Source organism: Arthrobacter sp. AK01 (genome assembly GCF_021109375.1).
GTDB lineage: Bacteria > Actinomycetota > Actinomycetes > Actinomycetales > Micrococcaceae > Arthrobacter.
This window is the reverse complement of the sequence record NZ_JAJOHP010000050.1, coordinates 1-14,878: the sequence shown is the minus strand read 5'-3', so window position 1 is coordinate 14,878 and position 14,878 is coordinate 1. Positions and strand designations below refer to the sequence as shown.

Below are 14,878 nucleotides of genomic sequence, written 5' to 3'. Positions count from 1 at the left end.
CTCAACCGGAGGGAAGCATCGCGATCAGTACGGGAACGATGCCCAGGCAGATGAAGGCCGGCAAGGAGCACAGTCCCAGGGGTACAACAAGCTTTACGCCCAAGGCAGCGGCCCTCTTCTCCGCGGCCCGGAACTGTTCCCGACGATCCCGGGCAGCCTGTGCGTAGAGAATGGAGGCCGACGGCGCCCCGGTCAGCGCTGCAAAAGCCAAGGCCTCCTTCAATCGGACCACCTCTGGCGCGTGCTTGCTTGGGCTCCGCCAAGCAGTGTCCCAAGCGGCGCCCATTGCCAGCGCAGCCACCACGGGCCTCAAGGATTGGCTGATGGGCGGCGAGGCACACCTGGCAATGAGCTCCAGTGCCCGCCCGATGCCGGCACCGGCGTCGAGCATGGACGCCACCAGCTCCAACATCATCGCGGTGTCGCGAAGACCATCGATCGGTGCGGTGACGTCGGCCAGGGCGCTGCGGCTTTCCGGGCCGGACGAATCCGCCGGAGCCGTTGCCCCGTCGGCTCCGGCCAACAACTTTGCCCTCACCGCCCGCACTCGGATCGGCGCTGCAAAACAAACGAATGCTGCCAGGGACACCATCAAAATCATCAGTAAGACCGGAGCGCCGGGCATCACATGCCTCCGGCTGCAGACGCCACCAGCCGTGAGGACCAGACGCGGCCAACCACTGTCAGGAGGAGCCCGGCAGCGAAGGTAGCCACTCCCAAAAAGTTGTCCAGCAAGATTCCCAAGGGATCCACGCCCAATGCCATCCCCAACACCAGCCCGAACACCGGGAGCCACGACAACAGCCGGACGGTCGCTTTTGGTCCGGCGAGCGCCGTCTGTCGTGCAGCTTCGGCGTCCTCTTCGGCTTCAAGCTGGGCAGCAAACCGGGTGAGAAGATCGGCGAGTGGACAGCCGCTTGTTTCTGACACTTCAAGGCACGCTGCCAGTTCCATCCACACACGTCGCTCAGAACTTCCCCGCCGGGGATACATCCTTGCGACCGCCTGGCGAATCGCATCTGCCGGCGGGTTTCCCACAGTGGACGCTGCCCGCGCTGCGGCCACGACCAGCAAGGATTCCGGGGTGAGTCCAGCGGTCACCTGCTCCGTTTCCGGTGCCGTGCTGCCGTGGTGGGTCAGCCTCGGAGCGTGCACCGCCCATAGCTCCTCCCACAGGCTGGAAGTTCCCCGCCCGCCCCGAAGCAGCGCCGCGAGCTGTTGTACCAGCACCACAAGCGAGACGGCCTCTCGCCGCTTGCGCCGCCACAGGCGTCCAGACCACAATCCGGCAAGGGAGAGATAGCCGTCGTTCCCGCGCGCAGGCTCACCCAGGCTCCTCCGAACACGCCGGCCATCGGCGCGGTGGCCCCTGAGCTGCAGCCAGGCCGCGAGCATTGCAACGAGGACAAAAGCACCCATTACGCGTCCTCCCCGAATATCGGTGAACACCTGCGCGGTGTGCCGGGGTCCTGCAAGTCGATGCCGGGCGTTCCGTTCTGCTGGGGCCAGCCGTGGGCAGGCACCTCAGGGGAGAGCCGCGCGGCGAGTTCGGGCCAGGCCGGCCCCTGGGTCATTCCTGACGGATGCCAGCTCAGGGCCGGCACCACCTTCTGGCCTTCGAGGGTGTCGGCCAGCACCCCGATGGAAGCAACTTTCCGTCCCGTTGGGGTTCGGTCGACATGGATGACGACGTCCAAGGCACTGGAAACCTGCAACCGGACAGCTTCTGCATTCAAGCCCGCGAGCGCACCGAGAGCTACCAACCTTGCGGGCACAGCCTCTGCCGTATTGGCGTGGATGGTCCCGCCGCCGCCGGTGTGCCCCGTGTTGAGTGCTGTCAGCAATTCACGGACTTCAGCGCCGCGGCACTCTCCTACGATCAACCGGTCCGGTCGCATGCGAAGGGCCTGGCGGACCAACTCACCAAGGTCCAGTGCACCTCCGCCCTCAAGGTTTCCATGCCGGGATTCCAGCGTCACCACATGGGGGTGGACGGGGTTGAGCTCGGCAGCGTCCTCTATCAGGACCAACCGCTCGTTCGGATGGCTCAGGCCAAGCATCGTGGACAGCAGGGTTGTCTTGCCGGAGCCAGTGGCCCCGCTGATCAGAAAACTTAGCTTTTGCCCCATGATGGCCCGCAGGACGTACTCTACGGTCTCGGAAAACATGCCGAGCTCCCTTAGCTCGGTCAGGGTGAACACATTCTCGCGGCGGATGCGGATCGACAGTAGCGTCCCCGTGATGGATATGGGTGCCAGGACTGCATGAACCCGATAGCCGCCCTTGAGGCGGACGTCCACGCAGGGAGAACCATCATCCAGTCGACGGCCTCCTGCGGCAACCAGCCTGGCAGCCAAAGACCTGACCTGTTGTTCGGTCTCGAAGTGAACCGAAGATCGTTCCAAACCCTGCCCGCGGTCCAGCCATACGGATTCCGGACCGTTGACGAAGACGTCCGTCACGGCGGGATCCCGGGCAAGTTGCTGCAGCGGTCCCAGACCGTTCAGCTCTGCGTTGATCGATTCGGCTGCCTCCAAAGCTCCTGCGGTGCCCAGTAACCTGCCACTTGCCTGTACTGCTGCTGCGACGGTGGACGGCGTGACGGGTCCGTTGCCCGCCAGCACAGACTCCCGCACAGTCTCAAGGAGAAGGGAGTCGAGTTTTCGGCCCTGCCTGCGTCGCGTGCCCTCAGCGAAAGTGTTCACTGGATGGCCCCGTTCAGTTCCAGCACGGACATGGCAAAGCGGTTTACTGGCTTACGACGCCCGAGTTCAAGTAAGCGTCCCAATTCCGTGGCGGTTGCCACCCCCCTTATCTCAGGGACAACGCCCAACAATGGCAGTCCCAGTGACTCGGCAATCAGGCCAGCGTCCACTGACGAGGTGGTGCTCCCCCGGACCAGGAGCCCTGCGTCCACGGGCGGGAGCTCGTTGACGATGCGCCCTGCTGCTACGGCCGATGTGAGGTGGGCCTTGGCCAGTAGCAGGATCCTGTCGCAATCCCAGGCCAGGGTCTTCAGGCCCTCGCCGTTTCGCCCGATGTCCACCAGGATGAGTTCAAAGCTCCTGCGTGCAGCGTCCAGGACAGCGGCCACGGCACCGGCATCGGGCCCTTGGACCGGATCCCGCGCTCCAGGCCACGACAGATAGGCAAAACCGCCCGCCACGGGCAGGGAATCCCTGAACTTGGCGGGGTCGATGCTGCCCCGGGTTTCTGAGAAATCAGGCCAACGGAGGCCGGGAATGTCCTCAGCCGTGACGGCCAGCTCCAGGCCACCGCCCCATGGATCACCGTCGATGAGCATGGTGCTGACACCGTGGTCAGCCGCTGCTTGGGCGAGCCAGATTGCCGTGGTGGTGGCGCCGGCCCCACCACAGCCACCGATAATTCCGATGACCACGCCTCCAGGGTCCGGAGAGCCGGACATGCTGAGGTGTTCAGCCAACCAGGCCGCGGCCTCAGGAAGGACTGCCACCCGTTCAGCTCCAAGGGCAGCGGCCAGCCTCCATAGTCCGTCTCCTTCGGCGGCCCTGCCCAGCAGGACCGTTGGCCCTCGTCGTCGCGGGGGCAACTCGCGCACGTCGCTGCCCACCAAGACAACGTCGGCGCTGTCCCAACCGTGAACAGCTTCAGTGACATCCGCAGCCATTGAGAGGCTTCCGCCAGCGGCTGCAACTATCCGCTTGGCTTCTTCCTGAAGGTAGGGGTCTGCGGAGACGAGCAGTATCCCGGCAGCATCGCGTGGAACCCAGGATCCGTCTGTTTCCGCTTCTCCGGAGTGGTTGCTGGTGTGCCTGTGCCGACGATCTCTCTTACTCATGGGACCCACATTGGTGGACCCGGCGAACCACGGTAAGTGACCCGGCCCCCTATGTGCACAAGCTGGCAAACTTGGTGCCTGTGGAGGTGCAGTGACACCGGCACAGCTGCCCCGCCCACACAGGGCAGAATGGAGACCATGTACTTGCTGCTCGCCGCCCACCCGGAAGGGGCAGCCATACAGAGGATCTCCCCCACAGGAAAAGCGACAGCGGACGCACGCATCGTCGCACGGGGTGAGCTGCCCGCCGTCGTGCGTGAATACGAAGCCCAGCGGCCCCGCTGGGTCTGGCACCGCGCCATGGACTGGTACCCGGAACTGTTAACTCACGGCATCGAGCTGGAGCGGTGCCATGACCTCTCGCTGTGCGCGGCAATCCTGGCGCACTCTGAATTCACCGCTCACACGGACTATGCCCGGCATGCGGTCAAGCTCACCCAGGACGACGACTCAACACCGCCACGCGTCCTCCAACCACCACCGCCTCCCGCGGACCAAGGCGCCCTGTTCGAGGACCCTTCGCCGTCAATCGCCAAAGCAGGGCTCCCCGAACTCAAGGAGGAATTCGGAGCGCAGCAGCATGCAATTGCCCAGGTCCCCACGGATGGGCAGCGAAAGCAACGCCTCCAACTACTGCTCGCCGCCGAATCAGCCTGCGCCATCATCGCCGTCGAGATGCAACACGCCGGTGTCCCATGGCGCGAAGAGCTTCATCAGCAGATACTCGCCGACGTTCTGGGCCCCCGGCCGCCTTTGGGACACAGACCTCCCGCCCTTGAAGCGCTCTGCACCGAGCTCAGGAGCATCCTCAATTCCCCGGGCCTGAACCCGGACTCACCGCAGGACCTCATGCGTGCCCTGCACAGGAACGGCATCGAGGTGAAAAGCACCCGCCAATGGGAGCTCCAGGAGTCCAACCATCCTGCCATCCAGCCGCTGCTCGCCTACAAGAAGCTGTCCCGCCTTCACACAGCCAATGGTTGGGCGTGGCTGGACGCGTGGGTGCGTGACGGCAGGTTCCACCCGGAGTACGTCGTTGGCGGCGTGGTGTCCGGACGCTGGGCCTCGCGAGGTGGTGGGGCACTCCAGATCCCGCGCAACATCCGGGGTGCGGTCCATGCCAATCCCGGCCACAAGCTCATCGTCGCCGATGCCTCTCAACTGGAACCCCGCGTACTGGTTGCACTGGCCCAGGACACCAAGATGGCCGAAGCCGCCCGCGATAAGGACCTATATGCAGGCATCGCCGCACAAGGTTTCGGCGGCGACCGGGCGAAGGCGAAAATAGCACTGCTCGGAGCTATTTACGGCGCCACCACAGGCGAATCGGGCAGGCTCATGCCCCAACTCACCCGCACGTATCCACGCGCCGTCGGATTCGTGGAGCAAGCCGCCCGGCAGGGCGAAGCGGGCAAGACGGTGACTACCCGGCTCGGCCGAAGCAGCCCACCCCCGTCGGCCGGCTGGTTGCGGAGCCAGCAATCCACCTCAGCGGAGGAACAGCGTCGTGCCGACAACCTGGCCAGGTCACGGGGCCGTTTCACCCGCAACTTCGTTGTCCAGGGCTCAGCCGCTGAGTGGGCGGCGTGCTGGCTGGCAGAACTACGACGGCGGTTGCGGACCATGCGGGCCGAAGGCTCACCTTCCGGTGAACTCGTCTTCTTCCTGCACGACGAAGTGATGGTTCACGCCCCCGACGACGCCGTGGACGCCTGCATCCAGGCCATCGAGGAAGCGGCTACAGCGGCGAAGGAACTCATGTTCGGACGGATTCCCGTGGAGTTCCCGGTCAGTGTCGCCGTGGTCGATTCCTATGACAAGGCAAAGTAGCCGCTGCACACTAACCGGAACCCCGTGGACTATCCAGTCACATCTCGCCATATGAGGCGGAATGACCTGCCTCATGACCGGTACCGCCAAGTAACTTTTGTTCTCCCCCGGTTCTGGATACTTTCGCTATGTGGATGGATGTGCCGGTCCACATGTGCATGCAAGGAAGCATCAAGGGGGAACAGCAATGGCTGGCAGGTTTGAAATTCTCAGAGACACCGACGAAAAGTACCGGTTCCGGCTGACAGCGGCCGACGGAACCGTCGTGGCCGAATCACCCACGTTCACGCACCTCTCAGGCGTCATTGCCGGCATCAATGCAGTGCGGGAGAACGCCGCAACCGGGCTGATCGTGGACCGTTCGACGGCGGCTCGCAAGGCTGCCTGAGAAGAACCGCCGGTGGTACCGGAGCGGCGCTGGAGTCGACGGCTACTGGAGGTCGACGTCGCGCAGCTTGTCCGTTTCCCACGGAACGGTCCAGCCCAGTTCGTCGAAGAGCCCACTGAGGACCATCCCGGTAAAGCCCCAGACCAGGACGCCATTAACTGTGAAGCCGGGGCTGGTGTAGGTACGCCCGAAACGCGAAATGGTGGCCGTTACACGGTTGACGGGATCCAGGAGGTCACGCACCGGAACCCTGAATACCTGTGCTGATTCGGCGTAGTCCACCACTCCAACGGGCGACGGCGCATCCCACCACCCCAGCACTGGTGTCACGCGGAAGTTGCTGCGGATGAGTCCAAGCTCGGGTATGACGCCGAGCACGCGCACACCGCTTGCGTCCAGACCCGTTTCCTCCACGGCTTCACGCAGCGCCGCAGCCACCACTGAGTCGTCTTCCGGATCCACGCTGCCGCCCGGGAAGGCCACCTGCCCGGGGTGGTCGTCAAGGGTATGTGCGCGCTCCAGCAACAAGACGTCCAGGTCCGCCGGGGCAAGAGGGCGCCCCGACGCGGCGGGGACATCATCCAGCACGCCGAAAAGCATCAGCACGGCAGCAGGCCGGTTGGTTTCCTGGGTGACTGGAAGCCTTTCCCACAGCGCCGAGTGCTGTTGCTCGCCCGCCTCGAAACGGGTGACCAGCGCCGATAACTCTTCAAGCGCGGTCACCCGGGCCTCCTTTGCGATTCCATCCGGATCTCCGCGGCACGGTGGGTCTCGGCCAGGAGCTTCTCCAACAACGCCTCACTGCCCGGAGCGAGCTCGTACTTCAGCAGCTTGGCCGCCTTGACCGGGTCAGTTTCGCCGTCGCCATAGCTGGGGCAGAGACTGGCAACAGGGCAGGCACCGCACGCTGGCTTCCTGGCATGGCACACCCGTCGGCCGTGGAACACCACCCGGTGCGACAACATGGTCCAGTCCTTGGGTTCAAACAGTTCGGCGACGTCGAACTCGATCTTCACTGGATCATCGGAGGCCGTCCACCCGAAACGGCGGGCCAACCGTCCGAAGTGCGTGTCCACCGTGATCCCGGGAACACCGAAGGCATTCCCCAAAACCACGTTTGCGGTCTTGCGCCCAACCCCTGGAAGCGTCACCAGGTCTTCCAGCCGTCCCGGGACCTCGCCGTCGTACTCATCCACCAGACGGTTGCTGAGCGCCAGGACGTTCCGGGCCTTGGCACGGAAGAAGCCCGTTGGCTGAAGAATTGTCTCCAGCTCAATGGGATCCGCTTCGGCCAAGGCCCGCGCATCCGGGTACCGGGCAAACAGGATCTTGGTGACCTGGTTGACCAGGACGTCGGTGGTCTGGGCTGAGAGGACCGTGGCCACCACCAGCTCAAACGGGTTCCGGAAATCAAGTTCCGCATGGGCGTAGGGATACTTTTCCGCCAGGACCCTGTTGATCTTGCGGGCACGGCGTTTGAGTGCGAGCAGCGAACCAGCTTCAGCGATGGCCACGGGATCCCTGCTTAGCCGCGTTCGATGTTGCTGAGCTCCCGAAGAACCCCAACCTTGCCGTCGGTGTCCTGCACCAGGAATTCATGACCTCGGTCCTCCAATGCAAGCACCCAACCACCGGGCTCAATGGTGAAGGCAGGAGTTCCCGAGTGTTCGTCGTAGGCAGTCCGTAGTTGGGCCACAGCGAACCAGAACGCCTCATACTGCGGGGAATGGGAGTCGTCCGGCCGGCTGGCAGGGTCCACGGTGGCACCGATGGAGTCGCTGACCTTCCTGGTGTCCCCCGAGACAATGGGGGTTGCCATGGTGGCAGCCCACGGCTGCTGGGTGGCAGCCTGCTGCGTGACGTGCTGCGTAGTAGCGGGCTCAGCGACGGCCGGGGACTTTCCTGATTCGGTCTTTGCCTCAGCACCCTTCACGATCTCCTGCTCCCGTGACGGCGCGGAAGGAGGAGTGCCAGCACCGGACGGTGCCTGGGCAGCTACAGGACCAGCCGTTGAAGGGTCAGTCACTTCTGCTGGCCTGCCATCCGCTGAAGGGGCGTCCGCTGCACGGCCGTCCGCTGCACGGCCGTCCGCTGAATGCACGACGGCGGGGGCTTCCGTCGCCGGCGACGGTGCAGCGGAATAGCTCGCCGGCGGAGCGAAGGGGCTGGAACCTGCGGCGGTACCGGCAGCACCGGCACCGGCAGCATCCGCGCCGGGCGCTCCCGTGGAGGCTGCAGCAGCCGATGCAGCGGGAGCCTGGAGCCCCGAAGCCTGCGTACCCGACGACTCCGTACCCGGAGCCTGTGCCCCGGCGACTGAGGGGCCCGGAGCGGGATACCCGGATGTCGCACCTTGGAAGCCGGGAGTCGAAGCGCCAGTGGAAGTGCCCTCAGCCGGCTTGGCAGCCTTGGGCTCCTTGGGCGCTTTAGGCGATGCGGGCTTACGGCTCGGCACTATGGCTTCGCGGGCAACAACATGGGCCGGGACTTCGGCACGGCCCTTGAAATCAGCGGAGAGCCACGGAAGATGCGGGGCCAGGACGGTTGCAGCCAGCAAACCTACGGAACCGACCAAACCCAACAAAACGCCGCCGTTGAACGAGTTGGCGATGGTCAGGAAAAAGAGCGGGAAGGCGAAAGAGGCCGTGACGGACGCGAACTGGTCAACGGACAATGAGCCGACGCGGACGATGGTTCCCGGCTGCAATCTGCGGGCAACGAACAGTGCCACGACGACCAACGGAAGGATGATGCCGAGCAACAGGAAGAACAGGTTTCCAAGGTTCCATAGGTTGTAGCGTGCTCCGAACATCGGCAACAGGGACGCAACGAACATCAGCAGCGTGGAGCCGAAGACAGTCAGGTCCCGAATGGTGAACGGCCCCAGGACGGCGTCGTACTTGGCTACGTCCTTCGTGGCAGCGTCGTTCTTAAGGGGTCCTCCGGACGTACCTGTTGCGGTGGCCGTTCCAGCCGTGGTGTCCGGTCCCGTCGGTTGTGAGTCGTGCGGGCCTGGGCTCAGCTGGTTCATCTATTTCTCCTTCGTACGGCGGTGTCCTGGGCAGTCCGGTCCGGTGATCCCGCAGGATTCCGCGGAAAACCGGACACACCTGACGATGCGTCCCAGGACTTCTTCAGCCTATGCCACCCCACTGACAGGGTTCTAGCTGAAAACGGCCATCCAGCTTCGCCCACAGCAAACTCCAAGGTTCCTTACGGAAAGTGCCCCGGCTTGGTGGCGTCGACAGCGGCGGGCAGGTGCCGCCGTCGTCGTCATGTAAGCGGTTCCCCACCGCCGGTGGCGCCATTCGTCGCTAAATCCGCGCCGCTCGCTGGCACGTTTGTGATGACGCACACGTAGGACCTTTCAAAGCGATAGTGTTGATGGCGGACAGCACTCTGCGGACCTTTCGGGGAGACGCTCGACGCCGACGACGGCCCGGGCGGGAACCTCGCGGCAGGTTCCGCGCAGCAAAGATCGATGAATGATGAGGTTCACCATGTCCCAGGACACCACCGGATCCACGGCCACCGCTGCAGCTTCAACAGCTCACAACGGTCAGGCCCCCCACGTTGAGGCGCTTGAAAACCTCCTCCACGAGAACCGCAGGTTCGCGCCGTCGGCCGAATTCGCCGCGAACGCAGTCACAAGCGCGGACGCCTACAAAGAGGCTGAAGCTGATCGCCCTGCGTTCTGGGCCAAGCAGGCCCGTGAACTGCTGACCTGGGACAAGGACTTCACCGAGGCCCTGGATTGGTCCAACCCGCCGTTCGCCAAGTGGTTCGTCGGCGGCGAAATCAACGCTGCGTACAACGCGCTGGACCGTCACGTGGAGAACGGTCTGGGCGACCGCGTGGCCATCTACTTCGAAGGCGAACCGGGCGACACCCGCAGCTACACGTATGCGGAGCTGACCGAGGAGGTCAAGAAAGCCGCCAACGCGTTCGAGTCCCTCGGTGTTGCCAAGGGCGACCGCGTGGCCGTATACCTGCCCATGATCCCCGAAGCCGTCATCACGCTCTTGGCCTGCGCCAGGATCGGGGCAGTGCACTCCGTGGTGTTCGGTGGCTTCTCCGCCGACGCGTTGCGTTCCCGGATCGAGGACGCCGAAGCCAAGCTCGTGGTCACCGCCGATGGCACCTACCGCCGCGGCAAGCCCAGCGCCCTGAAGCCGGCCGTGGACGAAGCCCTCTCCAAGGAAGGTCATACGGTCCAGAACGTTGTTGTGGTCAAGCGCAACGGCGAGGACGTCAACTGGGTGGAAGGCCGCGACCTCTGGTGGTCTGAAACCGTAGATAAGGCAGATACGGAGCACACCGCCGTCGGGCACGACTCCGAGCACCCGCTGTTCATCCTCTACACCTCAGGCACCACCGGAAAGCCCAAGGGCATCCTGCACACCACCGGCGGCTACCTCACCCAGGGCGCCTACACCCACAAGGCCGTGTTCGACCTCCACCCCGAAACGGACGTGTACTGGTGCACCGCCGACGTCGGCTGGGTCACGGGCCACTCGTACGTCACCTACGCGCCGCTCATCAACGGCGCCACCCAGGTCATGTACGAAGGCACTCCGGACTCCCCGCACCAGGGCCGCTGGTGGGAAATCGTGGAGAAGTACAAGGTCTCCATCCTGTACACCGCCCCTACCGCCATCCGGACGTTCATGAAGTGGGGCCGGGACATCCCGGACAAGTACGATCTCTCCTCCATCCGCGTCCTGGGCTCCGTGGGCGAATCCATCAACCCCGAAGCGTGGATGTGGTACCGGGACGTCATCGGCGCCAACGCCGGTAAGAACGGCGAAAAGAAGGAACACCCCGCCCCGATCGTGGACACCTGGTGGCAGACAGAAACCGGCGCACAGATGATCGCGCCGCTGCCTGGCGTCACGGCCACCAAGCCCGGCTCGGCCCAGGTTCCGCTGCCCGGCATCGCCGTGGACGTGGTGGACGAGGCCGGCCAGTCCGTGGCCAACGGTGAAGGCGGCTACCTGGTGGTCCGCGAGCCGTGGCCCTCCATGCTCCGAGGCATCTGGGGCGACCCGGAACGCTTCAAGGACACCTACTGGTCCCGGTTCGAGGCCATGTACTTCGCCGGCGATGGCGCCAAGAAGGACGAAGACGGCGACGTCTGGCTCCTGGGCCGCGTGGACGACGTCATGAACGTCTCCGGCCACCGCCTCTCCACCACGGAAATCGAATCCGCCCTCGTCAGCCACCCTTCCGTCGCTGAAGCAGCCGTCGTTGGCGCCGCTGACGAGACCACCGGACAGGCCGTCGTCGCGTTCGTCATCCTCCGCGGTGACGCCGTGAACAACGGCGACGAAACCGTCCTGGAGCTGCGCAACCACGTGGGCAAGGAAATCGGCCCGATCGCCAAACCCAAGCAGCTCCTGATCGTCCCGGAACTGCCCAAGACGCGCTCCGGCAAGATCGTCCGCCGCCTCCTGAAGGACATCGCAGAAGGCCGCGACACCGGAGACGCCACCACCCTGGCCGACCCCGGCATCATGACCCAGATCGCGGAGTCGCTGCGTAAGTAGGCAATTCTCGACGGCGCCGCTCGCCTCACACGGTGAGCGGCGCCGTCGTGCGTTCGGCCGGTTGCGTGACGACGCCGCGACTGGATTTGCCGCCGGGTTGCGAAACTGCGTCCTAGACTGGAGCCAGACTCAGCCTCACGCCTACGAGGCTCTCCAGAAAGGCCCTGATGCTTCAGGCAGCACGCCACTCCGCCATCATCGATGCCGTCCAGCGCGAACGCGTGGTGCGCGTCTCCGACCTCGCCCAACTGCTGGGCGTCTCCCCCATGACCGTCCGGCGGGACATCGAAGCCCTCGAGGAAACGGGCCGTGTGGAACGTATCCACGGCGGTGCGAAGCTTCCCGGTGATGCGAGCACCCATGAACCAGGCTTCGAGTTGAAGTCCACACAACTCACTGCAGAGAAGCACGCGATTGCCGTCGAAGCCGCCACCTTGGTCCAGGAAGGCATGGCCATCGGCCTCAGCGCCGGCACCACCACATGGGCCCTGGCTCAGGAACTGGTTCACGGGCCGCGTATCACCGTGGTCACCAACTCCGTGCGGATCGCGGATCTGTTCCACCACGGCGCATCATCGGGCCCCGGCCGTTTCGGCTCCACTGTGATCCTGATCGGCGGCGAGCGCACTCCGTCGGATGCCTTGGTGGGTCCGATTGCGACGGCTTCCCTGAAGCAGCTCCACTTGGATGTCCTGTTCCTGGGAGTCCACGGTATGGATGCGCAGGCCGGCTTCACCACGCCGAACCTGCTCGAAGCGGAAACGGACCGTGCCTTCATGTCGTCCGCCCGGAGCACCGTTGTCCTGGCCGATCACAGCAAGTGGGGCGTGGTGGGCATCGCCTCGATCGCCCAGTTGGAAGAGGCCGACGAGCTGATCACGGATTCGCTGCTGGGCGATGACGCCCGACGTGTGCTGGCCGAGAATGTGGCCAAGCTGCGGATTGCGGAGGCTTAGCCCAAGTAGGTAGCAGTTGGGTCTCATACCGCGGGTGGAGGCAGGTCCGCAGAGTTCAACCGCGGGACTGACGCCGCGGAATGCAGTTCTTGTGGATGCTGGATATATGAACGCCATCCTCCACGCCCAGCAACTCACCAAGCACTATCCCGGCAGCATTGCCTTGGACCGCGTCGACTTCACAGCAAACGCCGGCGAGTCCATTGCGATCATCGGACCTTCCGGTTCGGGTAAGACGACACTTCTGCACTGCCTTGCCGGGATTTTGAGGCCCGACGCCGGATCGATCACCTTGAACACGCCATCGGCACCTTTGAGGCTGGACACCTTGGGTGACGCCGCGTTGTCGCGCCTCCGCCGTGAGGAGTTTGGTTTCGTCTTCCAACAGGGCATGCTCCTGCCGGAACTGACCGCCGTGGAGAACGTGGCCCTGGCGCTCATGTTGAACGGAACCGACCGGGCTACGTCAGAGTCCCGGGCGGCCGAGTGGCTTGGGGCTTTGGGCCTTGCGGGCATGGAGCAGCGCCGGTTGGGTGAGCTGTCCGGTGGGCAGGTCCAGCGCGTGGCCATTGCCCGCGCCCAGGTCACAGGTGCTCGGGTGGTCTTCGCGGACGAACCCACCGGCGCTCTGGATTCTGCGACGTCCAACGAAGTCCTGGACGTTTTGCTTCGTTCAGTGGCAGCCAACGGCCGCACGTTGCTGGTGGTGACGCATGATCCCAACGTGGCGGCCCGCTGCCAACGCGTGGTGGAATTGCGCGACGGCAGGATCGTGGCGGACAGTGGCAGCGCGGTTGCCGCTCCCGCCCAGGCCGCGCCCGCCACCAACTTCAAGGGTGCCTTCAATGTCTAGCCTCTCCATGGCCCTGCGCCTCACCCCGTACCTCGCGCGGAGCAGCGGCAGCAGCCTCAGGGAAACGGGCCTCCGTGACGCCGGGTTGCCCGTACTGGCCTTCGGTACGGTCACAGCACTTCTGCTCACAGTGGCCGGGGGCTCACAAGTCTTCTGGTCTTGGTCGGATGACATCGCGGGCACTTACCAAGCGCTGGCCGTCGTCGCCATGGTCCTGCTCATCATTCCGCTCCTGACGCTCGGTGCCTCAGCCGCCCGGCTCGCCGCCCGCCGTCGTGATGACCGCCTGGCATCGTTGCGCCTGCTGGGTGCCAATAGCGGGACGGTGGTGTGGATGACTGTTATTGAGTCCACTGTCCTGGCTGCTGTGGGGGCGCTGGCGGGCGCGGGGCTGTATGCCTGCATGGCTCCGTTCCTGGGGTTGATCCAGTTCCGCGGCCAGGCAATCGGAAGCCATGCATGGCTGTCCGTCCCTTCCATCCTGGGCTGCATCCTCGCCGTCTGCGTCCTGGCTGCGGCGAGTGCGGCGCTTGGACTCCGGAAGGTCGGGGGGGGGGGGGGGGGGGGGGGGGGGGGGGGGGTGGGGGGGGGGGGTGTGGCGGGCTTGTGGGGCGGCTGGGGGCGCGGGCCCCCCCCCCCCCCCCCCCCCCCCCCGGCAAACGGCCGACGGCGCGCACTGGGTTCGCGGACTCATCGCGGCCGTGGTGGTGGTCATCGGCGTGGTGGCGATGGGGATGCTCAGCAGCTTTGGCGCGTTCATTGTGATCATCGCTGTCATGGGCGGCTGCTTTGGACTGGCGCTGTTGGCATTGAACCTTATGGGTCCTTGGATCCTGCGACTGCGCGCCTCCTCACAGCTCAAGCGGGCCAAGCGACCCGAGCAACTGCTGGCCGCACGGACCGTGCTGGAGAGCCCCAAGGAATCGTGGCGGCAAGTTGGGGGCGTCGCGATGACCAGCTTTGTGGGGGTGTTCGTGGGCGTCGGCATGGCTGTGGCTGACACCATAGGTCCCGGCGCCACGGATGAAACGGCTTTGCTGGTCCGCGACATCAACACCGGTGTGATGATCACGCTGCTGGGCTCGTTCCTGATGGTGGCGTGCTCAGCGGGCGTGAACCAGGCCGCTGCGGTGCTGGACCGGGCGTCGACCCTGGTGGCCCTGGATCGAGTGGGGATGCCGCGCAAGCTCATGGTGGCGGCACGGGTCAAGGCTGTCATGTCGCCGCTCTTCCTGGTGGCCGGCATCTCGGCGGCCGCTGCTGCGGTGCTGGTCCTGCCGCTGACGGGCACCGTGTTGTTGACCCAGCCCGTGGTGTTCCTGACCATCGGCGGAGTGTTCGCGGCCGGGTTCCTGCTGGTCCGGTTGGCCGTAGCTGCAGGCACCACGCAGATCGGCCAGGTCCTGGCCCGGCCGGAGCGCTACGCGAGCATGGACTCCTAGCCGCTCCCGCCCGACCCTCTATCACCGTTGGCCCCCTCCCGCC

General features: G+C 65.1%; 13 protein-coding genes and 1 pseudogene. 7 read left to right on the top strand and 7 right to left on the bottom strand.

Annotated features, from left to right (window positions below):
- Position 1: 1 nt before the first annotated feature.
- The 4 genes from LN996_RS16665 to ssd are packed head-to-tail and all read right to left on the bottom strand — an operon-like array spanning position 2 to position 3,820.
- Complete coding sequence (locus tag LN996_RS16665) at positions 2-625, bottom strand: type II secretion system F family protein (RefSeq protein ID WP_231341527.1); 624 nt, start codon at positions 623-625, stop codon at positions 2-4.
- Positions 625-1,419 (bottom strand): type II secretion system F family protein, encoded by a 795-nt coding sequence (locus LN996_RS16660; protein ID WP_231341526.1) that lies wholly within the window; start codon positions 1,417-1,419, stop codon positions 625-627. The genes LN996_RS16665 and LN996_RS16660 overlap by 1 nt, the downstream gene beginning before the upstream one ends.
- Entirely contained in the window at positions 1,419-2,705 is a 1,287-nt protein-coding gene (locus LN996_RS16655; protein ID WP_231341525.1) for a TadA family conjugal transfer-associated ATPase, read from the bottom strand. Before LN996_RS16655 ends, LN996_RS16660 begins: the two co-directional genes overlap by 1 nt.
- The gene (ssd, locus tag LN996_RS16650) at positions 2,702-3,820 is read right to left on the bottom strand and encodes a septum site-determining protein Ssd (RefSeq protein ID WP_231341524.1); all 1,119 of its coding nucleotides are present in this window, start codon (positions 3,818-3,820) and stop codon (positions 2,702-2,704) included. The genes LN996_RS16655 and ssd overlap by 4 nt, the downstream gene beginning before the upstream one ends.
- Positions 3,821-3,958: 138 nt before the next feature.
- On the opposite strand from ssd, the gene LN996_RS16645 reads away from it, so the two are divergent.
- Complete coding sequence (locus LN996_RS16645; RefSeq protein WP_231341550.1) at positions 3,959-5,650, top strand: bifunctional 3'-5' exonuclease/DNA polymerase; 1,692 nt, start codon at positions 3,959-3,961, stop codon at positions 5,648-5,650.
- 187 nt (positions 5,651-5,837) lie between these two features.
- On the top strand, positions 5,838-6,038 hold the full coding sequence (locus LN996_RS16640; protein ID WP_231341523.1) for a DUF1508 domain-containing protein: 201 nt from the start codon (positions 5,838-5,840) through the stop codon (positions 6,036-6,038).
- Between the two features lie 42 nt (positions 6,039-6,080).
- Here LN996_RS16640 and LN996_RS16635 read toward each other — a convergent pair whose 3' ends face one another.
- Genes LN996_RS16635 through LN996_RS16625 form a run of 3 tightly spaced genes read right to left on the bottom strand, consistent with a single transcriptional unit; the run spans position 6,081 to position 9,069 of the window.
- The gene (locus LN996_RS16635; RefSeq protein WP_231341522.1) at positions 6,081-6,761 is read right to left on the bottom strand and encodes a CoA pyrophosphatase; all 681 of its coding nucleotides are present in this window, start codon (positions 6,759-6,761) and stop codon (positions 6,081-6,083) included.
- Positions 6,758-7,552: an endonuclease III gene (gene nth / locus LN996_RS16630; RefSeq protein ID WP_231341521.1), complete on the bottom strand. Its 795-nt coding sequence runs from the start codon at positions 7,550-7,552 to the stop codon at positions 6,758-6,760. Before nth ends, LN996_RS16635 begins: the two co-directional genes overlap by 4 nt.
- Positions 7,553-7,563: 11 nt before the next feature.
- Positions 7,564-9,069 (bottom strand): hypothetical protein, encoded by a 1,506-nt coding sequence (locus tag LN996_RS16625; protein ID WP_231341520.1) that lies wholly within the window; start codon positions 9,067-9,069, stop codon positions 7,564-7,566.
- 469 nt (positions 9,070-9,538) lie between these two features.
- Between LN996_RS16625 and acs the strand changes: the two genes are divergently transcribed.
- The 5 genes and pseudogenes from acs (at position 9,539) to LN996_RS16600 (ending at position 14,835) form a co-directional block, all read left to right on the top strand.
- Positions 9,539-11,584 carry an acetate--CoA ligase gene (acs, locus tag LN996_RS16620; RefSeq protein WP_231341549.1) on the top strand — a complete coding sequence of 682 codons (2,046 nt, stop codon included), beginning with the start codon at positions 9,539-9,541 and terminating at the stop codon, positions 11,582-11,584.
- 167 nt (positions 11,585-11,751) lie between these two features.
- Positions 11,752-12,540, top strand: a complete 789-nt coding sequence (locus LN996_RS16615) for a DeoR/GlpR family DNA-binding transcription regulator (RefSeq protein ID WP_231341519.1) — start codon at positions 11,752-11,754, stop codon at positions 12,538-12,540.
- A gap of 106 nt (positions 12,541-12,646) precedes the next feature.
- Positions 12,647-13,393, top strand: a complete 747-nt coding sequence (locus tag LN996_RS16610) for an ABC transporter ATP-binding protein (RefSeq protein ID WP_231341518.1) — start codon at positions 12,647-12,649, stop codon at positions 13,391-13,393.
- Positions 13,386-13,877: pseudogene (locus tag LN996_RS23815) on the top strand (FtsX-like permease family protein); the annotation flags it as partial. The gene LN996_RS16610 and the pseudogene LN996_RS23815, both read left to right, overlap by 8 nt.
- A gap of 217 nt (positions 13,878-14,094) precedes the next feature.
- Positions 14,095-14,835, top strand: coding sequence for a hypothetical protein (locus LN996_RS16600; RefSeq protein ID WP_231341516.1), 741 nt, complete (start codon positions 14,095-14,097; stop codon positions 14,833-14,835).
- The last annotated feature ends 43 nt before the right edge of the window (positions 14,836-14,878 follow it).